Origin of the sequence: Caloramator quimbayensis (assembly GCF_900167605.1) — a bacterium.
Lineage (GTDB): Bacteria > Bacillota > Clostridia > Clostridiales > Caloramatoraceae > Caloramator_B > Caloramator_B quimbayensis.
Window position 1 is genome coordinate 1 of record NZ_FUYH01000025.1, and the last position, 20,039, is coordinate 20,039.

Here is a 20,039-nt window from a genome sequence, read left to right on the forward strand (position 1 = left end):
TCACCAACTAGCTAATGGGCCGCGGGCCCATCTCATGGCGATAAATCTTTGACCGTTAGGTCATGTGACCCTACGGTTTTATGCGGTATTAGCACCAATTTCTTAGTGTTATCCCCCTCCATGAGGCAGGTTACCCACGTGTTACTCACCCGTCCGCCGCTAAGGTTCAAAAGCAAGCTTTTTCCCCTCCGCTCGACTTGCATGTGTTAAGCACGCCGCCAGCGTTCGTCCTGAGCCAGGATCAAACTCTCAAGATAAAATCCTGAAACTCATTTTTGATGCTTATTTGCATCTTTTATGGTACGTTCGCTTATCCACTGTTCAATTTTCAAGGTTCAAATTTTACGGTTATTTCAACCGACGCATTTTATTATATCATGCACTAACTTTGATGTCAACTGTTTTTATTTTTTTCTTTTTTTCGACGCCTTCATAGCGCCGACACTTATTAATATTATCATCTTATTTTGTCTTTGTCAACAAGTTTATTTCTTTGCTAATGAAATTTTTTAGTTTTTGAATCAAAAGCTGTAACGTAAAGACAAATAGTATTAAATCATATTATCTTACTATTTTCAAACACTAGTTTTTGGTATTTAAAAATAATATAGCCTCTACTTATTTAGATAAATAGAGGCTATATATTAATACATCTGTAAATTGTAAAGTCTTAAAGAAGTGAGCAACTTCTGTCACTAATTAGGTTAATTTATCTGCTATTGGTTCTCTTCTTCATTATCGTTGCTGTTTATTTTTGCAACAGACACTATTCTCTCATCTTCTTTGGTTTTCATTAAAGTTACTCCCATAGTATTTCTTCCTGATCTTGATATCTGATTGACTTCAAGCCTTATTATAATATTGCTGTTATTAATAAGCATTATCTCATCGCTGTCTTTAACAGTCTTTGCACCTACTATTTTTCCTGTCTTTTCTGTTACTTTATATGTTATTATTCCTTTTCCACCTCTATGGTGAACAGGATATTCTGTATATGAAGTTCTTTTTCCATAACCATTTTCACTTACAATGAGAAGATCTTGTTCTAAATCTACTATTTCTGCACCAACAACTATATCATTTTCTCTAAGTGTTATTGCTTTTACTCCTGCTGCTGTTCTTCCCATAGGTCTTACATCTTCCTCATTAAATGTGAGGCTGTATCCATTTTGTGTTATAACTGCTATAGTCTGCTTTCCATCTGTAAGTTTAGCTCCTATAAGCTCATCTGAATCTCTTAAATTAATAGCATTAAGTCCATTTTTTCTTATTGAACTGAATTCACTTAAGGTGGTCTTTTTCATAAGACCATTCTTTGTTACAAACAGTAAGTATTCTTCCTCATTAAATTCTTTTATAGAAATTACAGCCTGAATTTTTTCCCTTGGATTTAGAGGAAGTATGTTTACAATATTTGTTCCTTTAGCAGTTCTTCCACCTTCGGGTATCTCATACGCTTTTAATTTATATGCTCTTCCCATATTTGTAAAGAAGATAATATTGTTATGGGTAGAAGTTATAAAAAGATGTTCAACAAAGTCATCTTCCCTTGTAGAAAGACCCTGTATGCCCTTCCCCCCGCGTTTTTGACTTCTATATGCATCTATTGTAATTCTTTTTATATATCCCGCATGAGTAATAGTTACCGCTACTTCTTCTTCCTGTATTAAATCTTCAACATCTATTTCCTCAAATTTACTCATTATTTTGGTTCTTCGTGTATCTCCATACTTTTGTTTTATTTCATTAAGCTCATCTTTTATTATACTCAGCAATAATCTTTCATTCTCTAATACTTCTCTTAGATAGTTTATTGTTTTTATAAGCTCTGCATATTCCTCTTCGATTTTCTCCCTTTCAAGTCCTGTAAGCCTTTGAAGCCTCATATCAAGTATTGCTTGAGCTTGTTTTTCAGAAAGTCCAAATTTTTCCATCAAGCCATTTCTTGCAATCTCAACTGTTTTTGAACTTCTAATAAGATTTATTACTTCATCTATGTGGTCAAGGGCTATTCTTAAGCCTTCTAATATGTGTGCCCTTGCTTCTGCCTTATCAAGCTCATATCTTGTTCTTCGTGTTAAAACTTCCTTTTGGAAATTTATATAGTGTATTAAGGCTTCTTTAAGATTTAATGTTTTTGGTTCTCCATCAACAAGAGCTATCATTATAACTCCAAATGTATCCTGCATTTTAGTATGCTTATAGAGGAGGTTTAAAACAACATTAGGGTTAGCATCTCTTTTTAATTCAATTACAATTCTCATTCCCTGTCTATCGGACTCATCTCTTAAATCTGAAATTCCCTCTATCTTTTTATCCTTTACGAGCTCTGCAATATCTTCAATGAGCTTTGCTTTATTAACCTGATATGGAATTTCAGTTATAATAATTTTATTTTTACCTTTTTCCTCTTCTATTACTGCCTTTGCTCTAACTATTATTCTTCCTCTGCCTGTTTCATATGCCTGCCTTATTCCATCTTTTCCAAGAATAACCCCTGCAGTTGGAAAATCAGGTCCCTTTATCTTTGTCATTAATTCTTTTATTGATACATCTGGATTATCAATAAGCATTATTGTTCCATCTATAACTTCAGAAAGGTTGTGAGGAGGTATATTTGTAGCCATACCAACTGCTATACCTGAAGAACCATTAACAAGAAGATTAGGATATCTTGAAGGAAGTACAGAAGGTTCCTTTTCACTTCCATCAAAGTTATCTACAAAATCTATTGTATCCTTATTAATGTCTCTCATCATTTCCATTGCAATTTTTGAGAGCCTAGCCTCAGTATAACGCATAGCAGCTGCACCATCGCCGTCAACTGAACCAAAGTTTCCGTGACCATCAACAAGAAGATATCTTGTTGAAAAATCCTGCGCAAGCCTTACCATTGCATCATATACTGCACTATCGCCATGAGGATGGTATTTACCTAAAACGTCTCCAACGATTCTTGCACTCTTTCTGTACTGTTTATCAGGAAAAAGTCCAAGTTCGTGCATAGAGTAAAGTATCCTTCTATGAACAGGCTTTAATCCGTCTCTTACATCAGGAAGAGCTCTCCCAACGATTACACTCATCGCATAATCTATATAGCATTTTTTCATCTCATCATTAATATTTACTATTTGAATCTTCTCATTTATTTCTTCCATAACTTCACCTCAATCGTAGACAAGTTAAATATCAAGATTTTGAACTTTTTTAGCGTTTTGTATTATAAATTCACGTCTTGGCTCTACTTTATCACCCATTAATATTGTAAAAATCTCATCAGCTGCAACTGCATCTTCAACATCAACCTTAAGCATCTTTCTTGTCTTTGGGTTCATAGTTGTTTCCCAGAGCTGCTCTGGATTCATTTCACCAAGACCTTTATATCTTTGAATTGTAACATTATCTCTTCCAATCTCATCAAGCTTTCTTTCAAGTTCTCTATCTGTATAAACATAATATTCCTTTTTATTTTTGCTTATCTTATAAAGAGGAGGCTGTGCTATATATACATGTCCCTCTTCAATTAGCGGCTTCATATATCTATAGAAAAATGTTAAAAGAAGCGTCCTTATGTGTGCACCATCAACATCAGCATCTGTCATTATTATAATCCTGTCATATCTTATCTTGCTTAAATCGAATTCTTCATCTATTCCAGCACCGAAAGCTGTTATCATAGACCTTATTTCAGCATAGGATAATACTTTATCAAGTCTTTGCTTCTCTACATTCATTATTTTTCCTCTAAGAGGAAGAATAGCCTGAAATCTTCTATCTCTTCCCTGTTTTGCAGAGCCTCCAGCGGAGTCCCCCTCAACGATAAATATCTCGCATTGTTTGGGATCCTTTTCGGAGCAGTCTGCAAGCTTTCCAGGAAGGGATGTATTTTCAAGTACGCTTTTTCTTCTTGTAAGCTCTCTTGCTTTTCTTGCAGCTTCTCTTGCTCTTGAAGCCATTATACATTTATCTATTATTGATTTTGATATTTGAGGATTTTCCTCTAAAAATGCTGAAACTCTATCAGAAACAATTGAATCTACAATACCCCTGACCTCAGTATTTCCAAGCTTTGTTTTAGTTTGTCCTTCAAACTGCGGGTTAGGAATTTTTACAGATATAACTGCAGTAAGACCTTCCCTCGTATCCTCTCCTGAAAGATTGTTTTCATTTTCTTTTATAAATCCATATTTTCTTGCATAATCATTCACAACCTTTGTAAGGGCAGTTTTAAAGCCTGAAACATGAGTTCCTCCCTCAGTTGTATCTATATTGTTTGCAAAAGAAAATATGCTTTCATTGTATCCATCATTATACTGCATAGCAATTTCAACTATTATATCATCTTTATTGCCCTTAATATATATCGGTTTTTCATTTATTGCTTCTTTATTTCTGTTTAAATATACAACAAACTCTTTTATGCCGCCTTCATAATGAAAAACTTCGCTTTTTCCATATCTCTCATCTGTTAGAGTTATTTTTATACCATTATTCAAAAATGCAAGCTCTCTTATTCTTTGAGATAAGACTTCGTATTCAAATTCAAGAGTTTCAAATATCTGATAATCAGGTTTAAAAGTAACAATTGAACCTGTTTCTTTTGTATTGCCTATAACCTCAAGCTCTGTTACAGTCTTACCTCTTTCATATCTTTGACGATATATTCTTTCACCATTTTTAACCTTAACTTCCAGCCATTCAGAAAGTGCATTTACTACTGAAGCACCAACCCCATGCAATCCTCCTGATACTTTATAACCTCCACCGCCAAACTTTCCACCTGCATGAAGTACAGTGAATACAACTTCAACAGCTGGCTTATTCAGCTTAGGATGTATTCCTATAGGTATACCTCTTCCATTGTCAGTTACAGTTACAGAATTATCTGAATGTATCGTTACGGTTATTTCATTACATGTACCCTCTAGTGCTTCATCTATTGCATTATCAAGAATTTCATATACAAGATGATGAAGACCCCTTGATCCTGTGCTCCCTATATACATTCCAGGCCTTTTTCTAACAGCCTCAAGACCTTCTAATACCTGTATCTGACTGGCATCATATTTATTAATTTCTTTAGCCATTTTTTTCACCTCTTCTTTATAACTCGTCTATAAAACCGCTGCGTTTTGTAAGTGTAACAGATGATATTGGAGATAAATAAATTATACTTTTTTTGTTTCTTTCAGTTAAAACAAAGGATTTTGGATCTTCGCTGCTTATTTTTTGAATAAAACCTTCTTCTTCTGCAGTATTTAAGAAAAGTTTTGTATCTGAACTTGTTGTAGAGTTAATATCAAATATAGCTATAACTTCTGACAATGGTATTACTACATTCTCTCCAAGATGTAAAAACATAGAATTCTCCTCCTTAAAATATTATAAACCTCTATTATTGTTTTTTCACTGTACCTTGCTTTACAGTAAATATCGACTTATTATCAAAATGAAAAGCATTTATATCATTCAAAGTTGTACATGTTAAAAAAGTTTGAATGTTTTTAAATGTATTGAGAAGATGCTTTTGTCTATTAATATCAAGCTCTGACATAACATCATCAAGTAAAAGTATTGGGTATTCTCCAACTTCAGACTTTATTATTTCAATCTCCGATAGTTTTAAAGAAAGTGCTGCAGACCTTTGCTGTCCCTGTGAGCCATATATTCTTGCATCAGTTCCATTAATTCTAATTATTATATCATCCCTATGCGGTCCTTTTAAAGTATAGCCCTTCTCAATATCCTTATCGATTTGATTAATATAAAAGTTTAATAATTCTTTTTTTACTTGACTTTTACTATTAAATAATCCTGCATCGCATTGATATGTAATTTCAATTTCTTCTTCTCCATTAGTTATTTTTCTATGTATTAATCTTGCAATCATAGAAAGCTTTTTAATAAATTCATATCTTGCTTCAACAATAAAACTACCATATTCTGCAAGCTGCTCACTGAATACTTCTATTTCAGTTTTTAAAGAAGGTTTGTTAAAAGATAACTTTAAAAGATTATTTCTATTTAACAGAATATGGTTATACTGCAAAAGTGCATGATGATACTTAGGTCTTAATTGATTTAATTCATTATCTATAAATTTTCTTCTAATTGCAGGTCCTTCTTTTAAAAGTTTTAAATCCTCTGGAGAGAATATTACTACATTTACCATTCCAATAGCATCAGATGGTTTTAAATTTTTAACACCATTTATTCTTACAGCCTTTTTATCTTCATTATTGATTAATACCTCAATCTTATTAAAGCTGTTTTGCTTTTCAATATCTTCTTTTATATAGGCTTTTTCAAATCCCCACTTTATTAATTCCCTATCCTTAAATGTCCTATAGGATTTTAAGCTGCTGGTAAAGTATATACTCTCAACTATGTTTGTTTTACCCTGTGCATTTTCTCCAACGAGTATGTTAAGTCCATTTATAGGCTCTAAAATAACATTACTATAATTTCTAAAGTTAACAAGTTCAAGAGATTTTATATGCATATTTATTTCTCCTCAAAACGGCTGATTTGAAATGTACCAACGTCTTTTATAAGAACTATATCATTTGGAAATAATTTTTTGCCTCTTTGAGTTACTATTTCTCCATTTACTTTAACATCGCCATTTTGTATTATAAGTTTTGCAATAGAACCAGATTCAACTATTCCTGCCCATTTTAAGAACTGATCAAGTTTTATAAACTCTGTTTTTATCTCTATTTTATTCATAAAAAACCTCCATTATATAACTATATAAAACCACCTGAAAACAGGTGGTTAATATCATTATAGTCTAACAGGAAGCACAAGGTAAATATAATTATTAGAATCACATTTTTTTACAACGCATGGACTTACGCTTGTAGAAAATTCAAGGTATATTTCTTCAGAATCTATAATTCTTAAAACATCAACGAAATATTTTGAATTAAAAGCTATTTTAATTCCTTCTCCTTCAAGCTCTATTTCTATTTCCTCATATACCTTTCCTATTTGTGAATTAGAAGTTATAACCATTTTATCGTCGCTTATTTCAAATTTTATTAGATTTGTTTTTCCTTCCCTTGCGAGAAGAGATGCACGTTCTATACTGTCAAGAAGTTCATTTTTTGAAACTTTTACCCTTAACTTATACTCATCTGGAACTATTTGTCTGTAATTTATAAATTCACCATCAAGAAGTCTTGATATAATTTTAGTATTTTCAAAAGTAAACAAAATATGATTTGGTGTAAAGGTTATTTTAACAATATCATCAGAAGGTTCAAGTATTTTTGATATTTCGCTTAAAGTTTTACCTGGAATTACAGCACTAATATTTTGAGAACTCTCTATGCTTTCAGATTTTAATGCAAGTCTGTATCCATCCAATGCAACAAAATTTAGCATTCCATCCTTAATTTCAAACAGAATACCTGTAAGAATGGGTCTTGTTTCATCTTGAGCTATAGCAAATATAGTTTGCCTTATCATATTTCTTAGTAAATCCTGTGATATTTCATACATCGTATTTTCATTTATTGAAGGAAGTGATGGAAATTCATCAGGATTGTTTCCAACTATGACAAATTCAGATTTATTGCATTTTATAAATACATTATTATCTTTTACTTCAATCATAATTATATCATTGGGAAGTTTTCTTATAAACTCACCAAAAAGTTTTGAATTTACAACTATTGCTCCATTTTTATTTACATTCGCCTTTATATAGGTTTCTATACCAAGATCAAGATCTGTTGCAGTAAGTACTACCTTGTTATCTATTGCTTTTATAAGTATACCCTCAAGTATCTGATATGTTGTTTTATTTGAAGTCGCTCTTTGAACAGTGTTTATTGCATTTTCAAGCAATTCCTTTTCACAGGTGAACCACATTATAAAACCTCCTAATAATCCACAGGGGATAATTTTATATATAGAGAGAGTAATATATTTAATTTTATAGTAGTAATAGTAATAGTAGCTGTGAAATTGTGAATAACCTTTAAAAACCTTTGATATCAAAGAATAATCCAAAAAATAATTGTGGATAAGATGTTTACGCTGCTGTACACTTTATCCACATTAATAACGCTGAAAATTATTCTAAAAAAATATCCACAACTTATTCAAAAAGTTATTTACAATTGTTAATTATTTTTGCTGTATCTTTTTTGTTAGTTCATCAATTGTATCTTTAAGACCAGGATCACTTTCTAAGCCTTCATTTATCTTATCAAAAGCATGTATTACTGTTGTATGGTCTCTTCCCCCAAACTCTTCCCCTATCTTTGGAAGAGATAAGTCAGTGAGCTTTCTTGCAAGATACATTGCTATCTGTCTTGGATAAGCAACATTTTTAGTTCTTCGTTTAGATTTAAAATCTTCAGATCTAAGATTAAAGTAGCTTGATACAACATCTTGTATGAGCTCAACAGTAATTTGTTTTGAGCTTTTATTGGATATGATATCCTTTAAAGCTTCAGAGGCTAAATCAACTGTTACTTCTTTACTTGCAAGGGAAGAGTATGCAACTACTCTGATTAGTGCGCCTTCAAGTTCACGAATGTTGGACTGTATTTTGTTTGCTATATATACCATTACTTCATTTGGAACGCTTAAATTTTCAACATCAGCTTTTTTCTTTAAAATAGCTATTCTTGTTTCAAAATCAGGCGGCTGTATATCCGCTATAAGTCCCCATTCAAATCTTGAACGAAGCCTGTCTTCAAGGGTTGGAATTTCCTTTGGTGGTCTGTCGCTGGATATTATAATTTGTTTATTTGCTTCATATAGAGCGTTAAAAGTATGGAAAAATTCTTCCTGAGTTCTTTCCTTACCAGCTATAAATTGAATATCATCTATAAGTAAAATATCTATGTTTCTGTATTTATTTCTGAATTCGATATTTTTATCATCTTTAATAGAATTTATAAGTTCATTAGTAAATTTTTCAGAAGAAACATATACTACTTTTGTATTAGGATTTGTGTTAAGTATATAGTGCCCTATTGCATGCATGAGATGTGTTTTCCCAAGTCCAACTCCACCATATATAAAAAGCGGGTTATATGCCTTTGCAGGGGATTCTGCAACGGCAAGAGAAGCTGCATGGGCAAATCTATTACTGTTTCCAACTACAAAGGAATCAAAGGTATATTTAGGATTAAGCATAGAGTTAGGAGCATCATCTAAAACTTTTTCCTTTGCAGCTTTTGATGGACTTTTATCTAAATTTTTATAAGCCTCATCATCAGGAAGAACAAGCTTAATATCATAGTGCTTTGAAAAAGTAAGCTTAACAGCATTAGAAATCAAATCTTTATATCTTGCTTCAAGTATATTTTTTGTAAATTCGTTAGGCACAGAAAGATATAAAGTTTCCTGAGTTAACTTTAAAGGTTCAAGACATTTAATCCATGTATTAAAGCCTACCTCTGAAAGTTCGGATTTTATAATATTAAGGACTTTTTGCCATAAATCAATAAGTTCGGTACCCATGCAATAGCCTCCTCTTATGTTGATAAAGAATAAAAATTTTTTTAGAAAGTTATCAACAGTTTTTTGATATAAAATGCCCATAAAAAAATGTTGACAAAAACAAAAAAAATTATACACAAATATGTGAATATGTTGATTATAAAAATTAATTTAGCAAAAAATAAAATTATCCACAAAAACTAGATTAACAGAATTAACAGGGTATAAATTGCAAAAAAACAAGAAAAAATAAATAAATTCAACAACTTATACACATTGTTATCCACAGATTGTGCATAACTTTATTTTTAAACAAAAAAATAAGAGTTATCAACGGTGTATAAATATATTAACAAATAATTAAAATACAAGCAAGAGTTATCCACAAAAAACACAATAAATTATTAACATTATTGTGGATTATGTATTTCTTGACAGTTTAAGTACATAAATATATAATCTTTTATAGTAATCTAAATAATTGTAATGGTTTTGATAAAATCCCATTAACATAGAAAATTGTAAAAGGGGGTGCAATTGATGTTAAGAACATACCAGCCAAAGAAAAGACAGAGAAAGAAAGAGCATGGATTCAGAAAGAGAATGAAGACTCGTTCAGGAAGACTTGTTTTACAAAGAAGAAGAAGAAAAGGTAGAAAGAAATTAACAGCATAAGGCCGCACTTAAGTGGCCTTTTTGTGCAATTCATCCTTTTATGGAGTGATAAATATATAATGAAAAAAGAAGAAAGAGTCAGAAAAAACTCACATTTCAGATATATATATAGAAAAGGAAAATCTCTAAGTAATGATGTCTTGGTTTTATACTTGTTCAGAAATGGAAAAAATATTAATAGAGTAGGAATATCTGTAAGTAAGAAGATTGGAAATAGTGTAGTTAGAAATCGAGTGAAAAGGTTAATAAGGGAATGTTTTAGAAAAAATAGAAATATGACTAAGACAGGATATGATTTAATATTTGTTGCAAGAAAAAAATCTTCACAGGCTAATTATTATTTGATAGAAGAAGCGATGAAAAATCTTTTTAAAAAAGGTGGTTTATTAAAAGAGGTTGAAAATAATGAGAAAAATATTGATATATCTGATTAAAATATATAGAAAATATATATCGCCTATGAAACCGCCAAGCTGCAGGTTTTATCCGACTTGCTCACAGTATGCCATAGAAGCTATAGAAAAATATGGCGTTATAAAAGGAAGTTATCTATCAGTTAGAAGAATATTAAAATGTCATCCTTTTCATGAAGGAGGATATGATCCTGTACCCTAAAAAAGGAGGTATGAGCTTTGAATATATTAGTAAAGCCGTTAACAAGCTTTTTTGATTTAATAAATAAATTTGTTACAGGAATAGGTATTACAAATCTTAGTGTAGCATACTTTTTAGATATATTTATATTTACTTTAATCATAAGATTTTTAATACTTCCATTAACAATAAGCCAAACAAAATCAACTGTTAAAATGGGTGAAATTCAGCCTAAATTAAAGGAATTGCAGGACAAGTACAAAAACGATCCTCAAAAATTACAGCAAAAGCAAATGGAACTTTATAAAGAAGCTGGAGTAAATCCTCTTGCAGGCTGCTTGCCAGTATTAGTTCAATTTCCAATTTTTATTGCGATGTATTATGTAATATATAATTTTAAGGGTTTTGCTGGAGTTCCATTTCTATGGGTTCCAAGTTTAAGTTCCCCTGATAAGTATTTTATACTTCCTATATTATCAGGTGTAACTACTTTTCTGTCAGGTTTAATGATGCAGCCAAAGACTGATGATCCTTCAGCAAAAACACAAAAACAAATGAATATTTTTATGTCTATTTTCTTTGTTTATATAAGCTATAAATTCAGTGCAGCATTAGTTTTATATTGGATTATTGGTAATTTTATACAAATGCTTCAGCAGTATTTTATAATAAACAAGATAAAACACAAGGATCAGGAAATGCTTATAAAATAAGGTGGTGAAAACCTATGAAATCTATTGAAATGGCCGGTAGAACAGTAGATGAGGCGGTTGAAAATGGACTTAAAGTGTTAAGGGTTACAAAGGACAAGGTAAGCATAGAAGTTATAGATAAAGGCAATAAAGGAATACTTGGTCTTCTTGGAAGTAAACCTGCAAAGGTAATATTAACTGTGAAAGAGGACTATGAAGTTATTGCTAAAAAGTTTTTGCGTGAGCTGCTTGATAAAATGGGAATTAAATGTGAAATACATGTAAAAGATGAGGATGATATACTAAAAGTTAACCTTGTTGGACCTAAAATGGGAATTTTAATAGGTCATAGGGGGGAAACCCTTGATGCTATACAATATCTTTTAAGCCTTGTAATAAATAAGAGTAATGAAGAAAATGCATATAAGAGAGTAGTAATAGATACTGAAAATTATAGACAAAAAAGGGAAGAGACTTTAGTAAGGCTTGCAAACAGGCTTGCATATAAAGTAAAAAGATACAATAAGAGTATTACTTTAGAACCTATGAATCCTTACGAAAGAAGGATAATTCATTCTGCTCTTCAAAACAACCCCTATGTTGTAACTCATAGTGAGGGAGAGGAACCCTTTAGAAAAGTTGTTATTGAAGCTAAAAGATAAAGACAAGTAGTCTTTATCTTTTTATTTTTAAGAAATTATCTTTAATATATATATGATGTTGAAAAAAATCTTTTTTGGTATAATAAAAGGATGTAGATAAAGTTATAAAAAGGTGGTTGTAAAATGATTGTTGAAGATACTATTGCTGCTATTTCAACGTCTTTAGGTGATGGTGGAATAGGAATTGTAAGGATTTCAGGAAGTAAAGCTCTTGAAATTTTAAACCAAATTTTTGTAAGTCCTAAAGGCAAAAATGTGCTCGATATGAAAAGCTATACTATGCTTTACGGATATATTAAAGATAAAAAGAATGATGAAATAGTTGATGAAGTAATAGTTAGTTATATGAAGGCACCTAATACATATACAAAAGAAGATATAGTTGAAATAAACTGCCATGGTGGAATGGTGGCTGTAAGAAAAATACTAACTTTAGTAATTAAATCTGGTGCAAGGCTTGCAGAACCTGGAGAATTTACAAAAAGAGCCTTTTTAAATGGAAGGATAGATTTATCGCAGGCAGAGGCAGTAATAGATATTATAAGAGCAAAGACTGATGAAAGTATGAGACTTGCCATGGAGCAAATACAGGGAAAACTTTCAAAAAAAATAAGAAGCGTAATAGATAAGCTTTTAAATATACTTGCTCATATAGAAGCTACAATTGATTATCCAGAAGATGACATTGAAAGCATTATAACAAGACAATTAATTAGAAATGCTGATGAAATAATAAAAGATATTGATGAACTAATAAAGAATGCAGATGCAGGTAAAATTATAAGAGAGGGATTAAATACTGTAATTGCAGGAAAACCAAATGTTGGAAAATCATCCCTGCTTAATATGCTGATACAGGAAAATAAGGCTATTGTAACGGAGATTCCAGGAACTACGAGAGATGTAATTGAGGAATATATAAATATAGAAGGTATTCCTATAAGACTTGTTGATACTGCAGGAATCAGAGAAACAGGAGATGTTGTTGAAAAAATAGGAGTTGAAAAGACAAAGGAATATGTAGATAAAGCTGATCTTGTTATTTTCATGTTAGATGCAAGCAAAAATTTGGAAGAAGAAGATTATATTATTATTGATTTAATAAAGAATAAAAATAAAATAGTTGTTGTAAATAAAATGGATATACCACAAAAAATTGATATTGATTATATAAAAGATATATTCAAAAATACACCAATAATATATACATCTGTAAAAGAAGATGATGGAATTGAAAATATTAAGAAAAATATCGTTGAAATTGTATATAAAGGGAATATATCGAGTAAAGATGTATACATAACCAATATAAGACATAAAGATATACTTGAAAACGCTAAAAGAAGCATTGAAAATGGAATAGAAACGTTAAAGTCAGGTCTTCCTTTAGATTGTGCATCGATTGATTTTAAGGATGCATATTTAAAGCTTGGAGAAATTACTGGAGATACGGTTTCAGACGATATTATTGACAGGATATTTTCTAATTTTTGTATTGGTAAATAATCATAGCTTTGAGGTGAATATTATGTATATGGCTGGAAGTTACGATGTTATAGTTGTAGGAGCAGGTCATGCTGGATGCGAGGCTGCTCTTGCTGCTGCAAGGCTTGGATGTAAAACTCTTATTATAACATTAAATTTTGATAGTATTGCGCTAATGCCCTGCAATCCTGCAATCGGAGGCACTTCAAAGGGACATCTTGTAAGAGAGATTGATGCTCTTGGCGGGCAGATGGGTATTAATATCGACAAAACATTTATACAATCAAGAATGCTCAATACCGCAAAGGGACCAGCGGTACACTCTTTAAGAGCACAGGCTGATAAAAAAAGATATCAATCCTTAATGAAGCATACTCTTGAGAATCAGGAGAATCTTTCAATAAAGCAGGATGAAGTTATTTCTTTAGATATTGAAGATGGAAGAATAAAAGGTTTACAGACAAAGAATGGAGCTTATTTTAGTTGTAAAACTGCTATATTAACAACAGGTACATATTTAAAGGGTAAGATTATAATTGGTGAGGTAAGCTATAGTGGAGGACCTAATGGTTTATTTCCTGCAAACGAGCTCTCAAAAAGCCTGCAAGATAATGGAATTGAACTGAGAAGATTTAAAACAGGTACACCTGCAAGAATACATAGGAGAAGCGTAGATTTTTCAAAAATGGTAATTCAGCCTGGGGATGAAAAAATAGTTCCGTTCTCATTTATTTCAGGAAATATAGATAGGCAGCAGATACCTTGTTATCTTACCTACACTACTGATGAAACTAAAAAAATAATTCTTGATAACATAGGAAGGTCTCCTTTATACACAGGAATGATTGAGGGAGTTGGGCCAAGATATTGTCCATCGATTGAAGATAAAATTATGAAATTTCCAGATAAAGAAAAGCATCAGGTATTTATAGAACCTGAAGGAGAAGATACTGAGGAGCTTTATGTCCAAGGTATGTCAAGCTCTCTCCCTGAGGATGTTCAAATAAAAATGTATAGGTCTATAATAGGTCTGGAAAACTGTGAAATACTAAGAACAGCCTATGCGATAGAGTATGATTGCATAGATCCGACTCAATTAAAGCTATCTCTTGAACATAAAAAAATAGATGGTTTGTTTTTTGCTGGGCAGATTAATGGAAGTTCAGGATATGAAGAAGCAGCAGCACAAGGTATTATTGCAGGCATAAATAGTGCATTAAAACTTAAAAATTTAAATCCTCTTATTTTAGACAGGTCAGATGCTTATATAGGTGTTTTAATAGATGATCTTGTGACAAAAGGTACTAATGAGCCTTATAGAATGATGACATCGAGGGCTGAATACAGGCTTTTATTAAGACAGGATAACGCTGATATGAGGCTTACCCAAAAAGGATATGAGATTGGCCTTGTAAGTGAAGAAAGATATAATATATTTTTAGATAAGAAGAGGCAAATAAATGAGGAAATGGAAAGAATAAAAAAGTATATTATTTTGCCAACAAAAGAAAATAATGATATATTAAAAGAGCTAAACAGCGCAGAAATTAAAAGCGGAATATCCTTATATGAACTTTTAAAAAGACCAGAGATGAATTATAAAAATACAAGCAAATTAGATTATGAAAGACCTAATCTTTCAGATGAAATTTTTGAGGAGGTAGAAATAGAAACTAAATACAAAGGTTATATTGAAAAACAGCTCCAGCAGGTTGAGCAGTTTAAAAGGATTGAGGAGAAAAAAATTCCAAAATATATAGATTACGACGAAATAAAAGGGCTAAGAATTGAAGCAAAGCAGAAATTATCAAGGATTAGACCGGAGAATATAGGACAGGCATCAAGAATATCAGGAGTATCTCCTGCTGATATTTCTGTATTGCTTGTTTATATAGAACAGGTGAGAAGGAAAAAAGGAGAATAATTTATGGATTTAGATGAACTTATAAAAAGAGGCTGCAAAGTATATGACATCGATATAGATGATGAAAAAATAAAGAAATTTATAAAATATAAAGAGATGTTAAAGCAGTGGAATGAAAAGATTAATTTGACTGCAATAAAAGAAGATGAGGGTATAATTAAAAAACATTTTTTAGATTCAATATCTATATTTAGCAGTGGTTTAATTAAAGAAAATAGCTATGTAGCAGATATAGGTACTGGAGCAGGTTTTCCGGGAATTCCTATGAAAATTATAATGCCATCGTTAAATGTACTATTACTTGATTCTTTAAATAAAAGGATAAATTTTTTAAATGAGGTTATAAAAGAGTTAGAGCTTAGGGACATTAAAACTATGCATGGAAGAGCTGAAGACATAGCAAAGGATAATGAATTTAGAGAAAAATTTGATATTGTAACTGCGAGAGCAGTTGCAAATCTGACTGTGTTATCTGAATATTGTATTCCATATGTTAAAGTCGGTGGATATTTTATTGCCATGAAAGGACCTTCAACAGATGAAGAAATTAGGGAAAGTAAAAATGCAATAGGAACATTAGGGGGAAAGCTAAATAAAATTGTCGATGTAAAAATATATGAAGAAGAGATGCAGCATAAGCTTATTATTGTCGAAAAAGTAAAAAGTACAGATAAAAAATATCCGAGAAAAGCGTCGCAAATAGAGAAAAAGCCTTTAAAATGACGAAATAAGGAAAGTAAGTTATAAAAAATGAATAAATATGTAGTATGATTTAAAAAATATATTAGCAGGAAAAGGGAAATATATATCGAAATAATTAATAAAGAATATAAGAGGGATGGTGGAAATGCAAGCGGAAAGAGAAATTGTTAAATTACCTATAAATATGATAAAGCAAAACATCTATCAGCCAAGGAAACAATTTGATTCGGATTCTCTTATGGAACTTGCAGAATCGATTAGAGAATATGGCGTTTTGCAGCCTATAAGCGTTAGAAAAAAGGATGATAAATATTACGAGCTTGTTGCAGGGGAAAGACGTCTTAGGGCATCACAGCTTGCTGGACTTGAAAATATACCGGCAATTATTGTTGATGTAGACGATAATGAATCAGCTGTACTTGCTATGATTGAAAACCTTCAGAGGGAGGATTTAAATTTTATAGAAGAAGCAGAAGGTTATTATAATTTACTTAAAGAGCTTAATATAACACAGGAAGAATTATCAAAGAAGATAGGTAAAAAGCAGTCTACAATTGCAAATAAGATTAGAATTTTAAAGTTATCTTCTAAAATTAAAGATAGATTAGTAAATGAGGGCTTAACTGAAAGGCATGCAAGAGCTCTATTAAAAATACCCGATGAAGAAATCCAAAATAAAATAATAGATGAAATCATCAAAAAGAATTTAAATGTTAAAAAGACGGAAGAACTTGTAGATAGAGAAATTAAAAGAAAGACAAATTCTGAAAACAAGAAAGATGAAAACAAAAGAAAAATGAAGTGGTCTATAAATCCGAGGATTATAACAAATACTTTAAAGCAAATAATGAATAAAAATGGAATAGACGCTGAATATAAGCATAGAGAAGACGATGATTACATGGAGATAATAGTTAGAATTCCAAAGAGATAAGCAAAAGCTTATCTCTTTTTTTTAGATTTTTTGAGTAAGAATTAATTAAGATTATAGTATGAATGACTATAGTTTATTAAAAAGAAGGAGAACGCCAATAATTATAAATGCAACTGCAGAAGCCAATTGAATTATGTTTGGCGGTATATATTTATTTATAATGGAACCGAGCATTACTCCTATAAAAGATGAACATATTAGTGCGAGAGCAGAGCCAATAAATACGGCAAATTTTGAACTTGTATCAGCAGATAGAAGCATAGTTGTAATCTGGGTTTTGTCTCCTAATTCAGCAATAAAAACGAGAAAAAAAGTTGTTAATATTATTTTTAACATAAAATCCTCCAAAGGTATTTAATATTAAAACATGTTACTGTAAAATATATATTAGGCTGTATAGTAAAATATACAGGGAGGTGATAGGTATGGGAAAAATAATTTCTATATTCAATCAAAAAGGAGGAGTTGGAAAAACTACTACGAATATAAATTTATGCTCATATTTAGCAAGCATGGGAAAAAGAGTTTTAACAGTTGATATAGATCCTCAAGGCAATACCACAAGTGGTCTTGGAATAGAAAAGAGAAAGCTGGAGAATTCTATTTATGATGTTATTATGGGATTATCTGCTGATAAAGTAATAATAAATACAAATATAAATAATTTAGATATAATTCCATCTAATGTTGAACTTGCAGGTGCTGAAATAGAATTAACTTCTAAAATAGATAGAGAAAGAAGATTAAAGAAGGCTTTTGAAGATATTAAGGATAATTATGATTATATTATTATTGATTGTCCACCTTCCTTGGGATTGTTAACGCTTAATGCATTAACAGCATCAAACAGTGTCTTAATACCTATACAATGTGAGTTTTATGCGTTAGAAGGAGTAAGTCAGCTTATGAGTACTATTCAACTGGTTAAAAAAAGCTTAAATAAAGATTTATATATTCAAGGCGTTATTATGAGTATGTTTGATGGCAGAACAAATTTATCTATTGAAGTTGTTGAGGAAGTGAAAAAATACTTTAAAGGGAAAGTGTACACTACAATTATTCCAAGAAATATTAAGCTTGCAGAAGCTCCAAGTTATGGTATGCCAATTATGTTATATGACAAGAATTCAAAGGGAGCAGAGGCATATAAAAGACTTGCAGAGGAATTTTTAGAATATGATGAAGGAGATGATAAAGGTGAGCACTAAAAAAAGTGCTTTGGGTAAAGGGTTAGGAGCATTAATTCCTGAAATAAACGAAGTAAAAGAAAAAGAGAGCAGTGTTACTGAGATAGATATTAATGAAATAATGCCGAATGAAAAGCAACCAAGAAAAAAGTTTGATGAGGAAAATATAAAAGGTCTTGCTGAATCAATTAAAGAGCATGGAATTATACAGCCTATTCTTGTTAGAAAAGAAGGAGAATACTATAAAATAGTTGCTGGAGAGAGAAGATGGAGAGCAGCAAGGATTGCTGGGCTTAAAAAAGTTCCTGTGATTCAAAAGGAAATGACTGATAGAGAAATGATGGAAATTTCTTTGATAGAAAATCTTCAAAGAGAAGATTTAAATCCAATAGAAGAAGCTCTTGCATATAAGAAGCTGATTGAGGATTTCAATTTAACTCAAGAGCAAATCGCTGAAAGAGTTGGGAAATCAAGACCGGTAATAGCAAATTCATTGAGACTTTTGAATCTTGATAAGAGAGTAATAGATTTTATAATTCAGGAAAAATTATCAGAAGGTCATGGAAGAATATTAGCTTCTATAGAAAACAAAGAAACTCAGTTTGAGATTGCAAAAAAAATAATTGAGGATGAATTAAATGTTAGACAAACTGAAAAAATAATAAAAAATATAAAAGAAAAAAGTAATAAAAAATCAGATAAACCCAAGAAGGATACATATATTAAAGAAATAGAAGAAAAATTAATGTATCAGCTTGGTACAAAGGTTAGTATAAGCAATAAGAAAAAGAAAGGAATAATAGAAATTGAATATTATTCTAAGGAAGATTTAGAGAGAATATTAGATTTGTTTAATATATAATGTTTCACGTGAAACATTTTGTTGAAATATAATAGGGAGATGATAAATAGATGATAATGTCTATTATAAACGAATATCAGTCGATTATATTTTTAGTTGTTTTGGCGTTTATTGTTATTTTACTTATTATAGAGATATTGAATAGAATCGAATTAAATAGAATAGAAAAACGCTATAAAAAATTAATGAAGGGTACAACAGGAAAAAATATTGAAGAAATGCTTTATGAATATAAAAAGAATGTTGAAAATGCAATAGATATTGTAAATGACATAAAAAATGATTATAACAATATAAATCTTAGATTAAGTAATTGTGTTCAAAAGGTTTCAGTTATAAGATACAGAGCTTTTGATGATGTTGGAAGCGATTTGAGCTTTTCTATAGCTCTTTTAAATGAAAAAAACGATGGAGTCGTTTTAACAGGAATATACGGTAGAAATGAATGTACTACCTTTGCAAAACCAATTGAAAATGGCATTTCTAAATATGATCTTTCTGATGAAGAAAAGACAGCTCTAAAAGATGCTATGACAAAAAAATAGATCTGCATAAAAAACATCCTCCTTGAAATACTAACTAAAAGGAGGATGTTTTTTATGATTGTAAGCGTTGAAGATACACTATTAGAATTAAAAAATTTTTTAATAAGTAAAGGACTTGAAGTTCATAATTTAAGTGAAAAAATAGTTTCTGATGCTTATATATATTCTATGAAAAATAATGACGCCGTAGATTTTTATAATTCAGTAGAAGGCAAGAGAGAAGGTTCACTTATAATTAATGCTGATAACAAGAGTTTTAATGATATTTTATATTTTTTAAATCATAGGACCTATTCATCATTGTTTTAATTATAA

General features: G+C 30.7%; 21 protein-coding genes and 1 rRNA gene. 13 read left to right on the top strand and 9 right to left on the bottom strand.

Going from position 1 to position 20,039, the window contains the following annotated elements; translation table 11 throughout:
• From B5D15_RS12425 to dnaA, 8 genes are all read right to left on the bottom strand, one after another.
• A 16S ribosomal RNA gene (locus tag B5D15_RS12425) occupies positions 1-257 on the bottom strand; the annotation flags it as partial.
• 459 nt (positions 258-716) lie between these two features.
• Complete coding sequence (gyrA, locus tag B5D15_RS12430) at positions 717-3,158, bottom strand: DNA gyrase subunit A (protein ID WP_078697439.1); 2,442 nt, start codon at positions 3,156-3,158, stop codon at positions 717-719.
• A gap of 24 nt (positions 3,159-3,182) precedes the next feature.
• On the bottom strand, positions 3,183-5,087 hold the full coding sequence (gyrB, locus tag B5D15_RS12435; protein ID WP_078697440.1) for a DNA topoisomerase (ATP-hydrolyzing) subunit B: 1,905 nt from the start codon (positions 5,085-5,087) through the stop codon (positions 3,183-3,185).
• Between the two features lie 16 nt (positions 5,088-5,103).
• Positions 5,104-5,361, bottom strand: a complete 258-nt coding sequence (gene remB / locus B5D15_RS12440) for an extracellular matrix regulator RemB (RefSeq protein WP_078697441.1) — start codon at positions 5,359-5,361, stop codon at positions 5,104-5,106.
• A 34-nt stretch (positions 5,362-5,395) separates the two neighbouring features.
• Positions 5,396-6,502 carry a DNA replication/repair protein RecF gene (recF, locus tag B5D15_RS12445; RefSeq protein ID WP_078697442.1) on the bottom strand — a complete coding sequence of 369 codons (1,107 nt, stop codon included), beginning with the start codon at positions 6,500-6,502 and terminating at the stop codon, positions 5,396-5,398.
• Between the two features lie 2 nt (positions 6,503-6,504).
• Positions 6,505-6,729 (bottom strand): RNA-binding S4 domain-containing protein, encoded by a 225-nt coding sequence (locus tag B5D15_RS12450; RefSeq protein ID WP_078697443.1) that lies wholly within the window; start codon positions 6,727-6,729, stop codon positions 6,505-6,507.
• 57 nt (positions 6,730-6,786) lie between these two features.
• Positions 6,787-7,878, bottom strand: a complete 1,092-nt coding sequence (gene dnaN, locus B5D15_RS12455; RefSeq protein ID WP_078697444.1) for a DNA polymerase III subunit beta — start codon at positions 7,876-7,878, stop codon at positions 6,787-6,789.
• A gap of 258 nt (positions 7,879-8,136) precedes the next feature.
• Positions 8,137-9,564 (bottom strand): chromosomal replication initiator protein DnaA, encoded by a 1,428-nt coding sequence (gene dnaA / locus B5D15_RS12460; RefSeq protein WP_423236577.1) that lies wholly within the window; start codon positions 9,562-9,564, stop codon positions 8,137-8,139.
• A 438-nt stretch (positions 9,565-10,002) separates the two neighbouring features.
• On the opposite strand from dnaA, the gene rpmH reads away from it, so the two are divergent.
• From rpmH to noc, 9 genes are all read left to right on the top strand, one after another.
• Positions 10,003-10,137: a 50S ribosomal protein L34 gene (gene rpmH / locus B5D15_RS12465; protein WP_078697446.1), complete on the top strand. Its 135-nt coding sequence runs from the start codon at positions 10,003-10,005 to the stop codon at positions 10,135-10,137.
• A 59-nt stretch (positions 10,138-10,196) separates the two neighbouring features.
• On the top strand, positions 10,197-10,571 hold the full coding sequence (gene rnpA / locus B5D15_RS12470) for a ribonuclease P protein component (RefSeq protein WP_078697447.1): 375 nt from the start codon (positions 10,197-10,199) through the stop codon (positions 10,569-10,571).
• Entirely contained in the window at positions 10,543-10,752 is a 210-nt protein-coding gene (gene yidD / locus B5D15_RS12475) for a membrane protein insertion efficiency factor YidD (RefSeq protein ID WP_078697448.1), read from the top strand. The genes rnpA and yidD overlap by 29 nt, the downstream gene beginning before the upstream one ends.
• A gap of 17 nt (positions 10,753-10,769) precedes the next feature.
• Positions 10,770-11,444 (top strand): membrane protein insertase YidC, encoded by a 675-nt coding sequence (gene yidC / locus B5D15_RS12480; RefSeq protein ID WP_078697449.1) that lies wholly within the window; start codon positions 10,770-10,772, stop codon positions 11,442-11,444.
• A gap of 14 nt (positions 11,445-11,458) precedes the next feature.
• A complete protein-coding gene (gene jag, locus B5D15_RS12485) occupies positions 11,459-12,085 on the top strand; it encodes an RNA-binding cell elongation regulator Jag/EloR (protein ID WP_078697450.1) in 627 nt (208 codons plus the stop codon).
• 123 nt (positions 12,086-12,208) lie between these two features.
• A complete protein-coding gene (gene mnmE, locus B5D15_RS12490) occupies positions 12,209-13,591 on the top strand; it encodes a tRNA uridine-5-carboxymethylaminomethyl(34) synthesis GTPase MnmE (protein ID WP_078697451.1) in 1,383 nt (460 codons plus the stop codon).
• 19 nt (positions 13,592-13,610) lie between these two features.
• Positions 13,611-15,494, top strand: coding sequence for a tRNA uridine-5-carboxymethylaminomethyl(34) synthesis enzyme MnmG (gene mnmG / locus B5D15_RS12495; protein WP_078697474.1), 1,884 nt, complete (start codon positions 13,611-13,613; stop codon positions 15,492-15,494).
• A 3-nt stretch (positions 15,495-15,497) separates the two neighbouring features.
• A complete protein-coding gene (gene rsmG, locus B5D15_RS12500; RefSeq protein WP_078697452.1) occupies positions 15,498-16,217 on the top strand; it encodes a 16S rRNA (guanine(527)-N(7))-methyltransferase RsmG in 720 nt (239 codons plus the stop codon).
• Between the two features lie 124 nt (positions 16,218-16,341).
• Positions 16,342-17,130 (top strand): nucleoid occlusion protein, encoded by a 789-nt coding sequence (noc, locus tag B5D15_RS12505; RefSeq protein WP_207651470.1) that lies wholly within the window; start codon positions 16,342-16,344, stop codon positions 17,128-17,130.
• Between the two features lie 66 nt (positions 17,131-17,196).
• On the opposite strand, the gene B5D15_RS12510 is transcribed toward noc, so the two are convergent.
• On the bottom strand, positions 17,197-17,466 hold the full coding sequence (locus B5D15_RS12510; protein ID WP_078697454.1) for a TMEM165/GDT1 family protein: 270 nt from the start codon (positions 17,464-17,466) through the stop codon (positions 17,197-17,199).
• A gap of 89 nt (positions 17,467-17,555) precedes the next feature.
• On the opposite strand from B5D15_RS12510, the gene B5D15_RS12515 reads away from it, so the two are divergent.
• The 4 genes from B5D15_RS12515 to B5D15_RS12530 are packed head-to-tail and all read left to right on the top strand — an operon-like array spanning position 17,556 to position 20,033.
• A complete protein-coding gene (locus tag B5D15_RS12515) occupies positions 17,556-18,338 on the top strand; it encodes a ParA family protein (protein ID WP_078697455.1) in 783 nt (260 codons plus the stop codon).
• The gene (locus B5D15_RS12520) at positions 18,328-19,179 is read left to right on the top strand and encodes a ParB/RepB/Spo0J family partition protein (protein WP_242948750.1); all 852 of its coding nucleotides are present in this window, start codon (positions 18,328-18,330) and stop codon (positions 19,177-19,179) included. The genes B5D15_RS12515 and B5D15_RS12520 overlap by 11 nt, the downstream gene beginning before the upstream one ends.
• A 50-nt stretch (positions 19,180-19,229) precedes the next feature.
• Positions 19,230-19,724 carry a DUF4446 family protein gene (locus B5D15_RS12525; RefSeq protein ID WP_179122304.1) on the top strand — a complete coding sequence of 165 codons (495 nt, stop codon included), beginning with the start codon at positions 19,230-19,232 and terminating at the stop codon, positions 19,722-19,724.
• A gap of 54 nt (positions 19,725-19,778) precedes the next feature.
• Positions 19,779-20,033 carry a YkuS family protein gene (locus B5D15_RS12530; protein ID WP_179122305.1) on the top strand — a complete coding sequence of 85 codons (255 nt, stop codon included), beginning with the start codon at positions 19,779-19,781 and terminating at the stop codon, positions 20,031-20,033.
• Positions 20,034-20,039 lie beyond the last annotated feature (6 nt).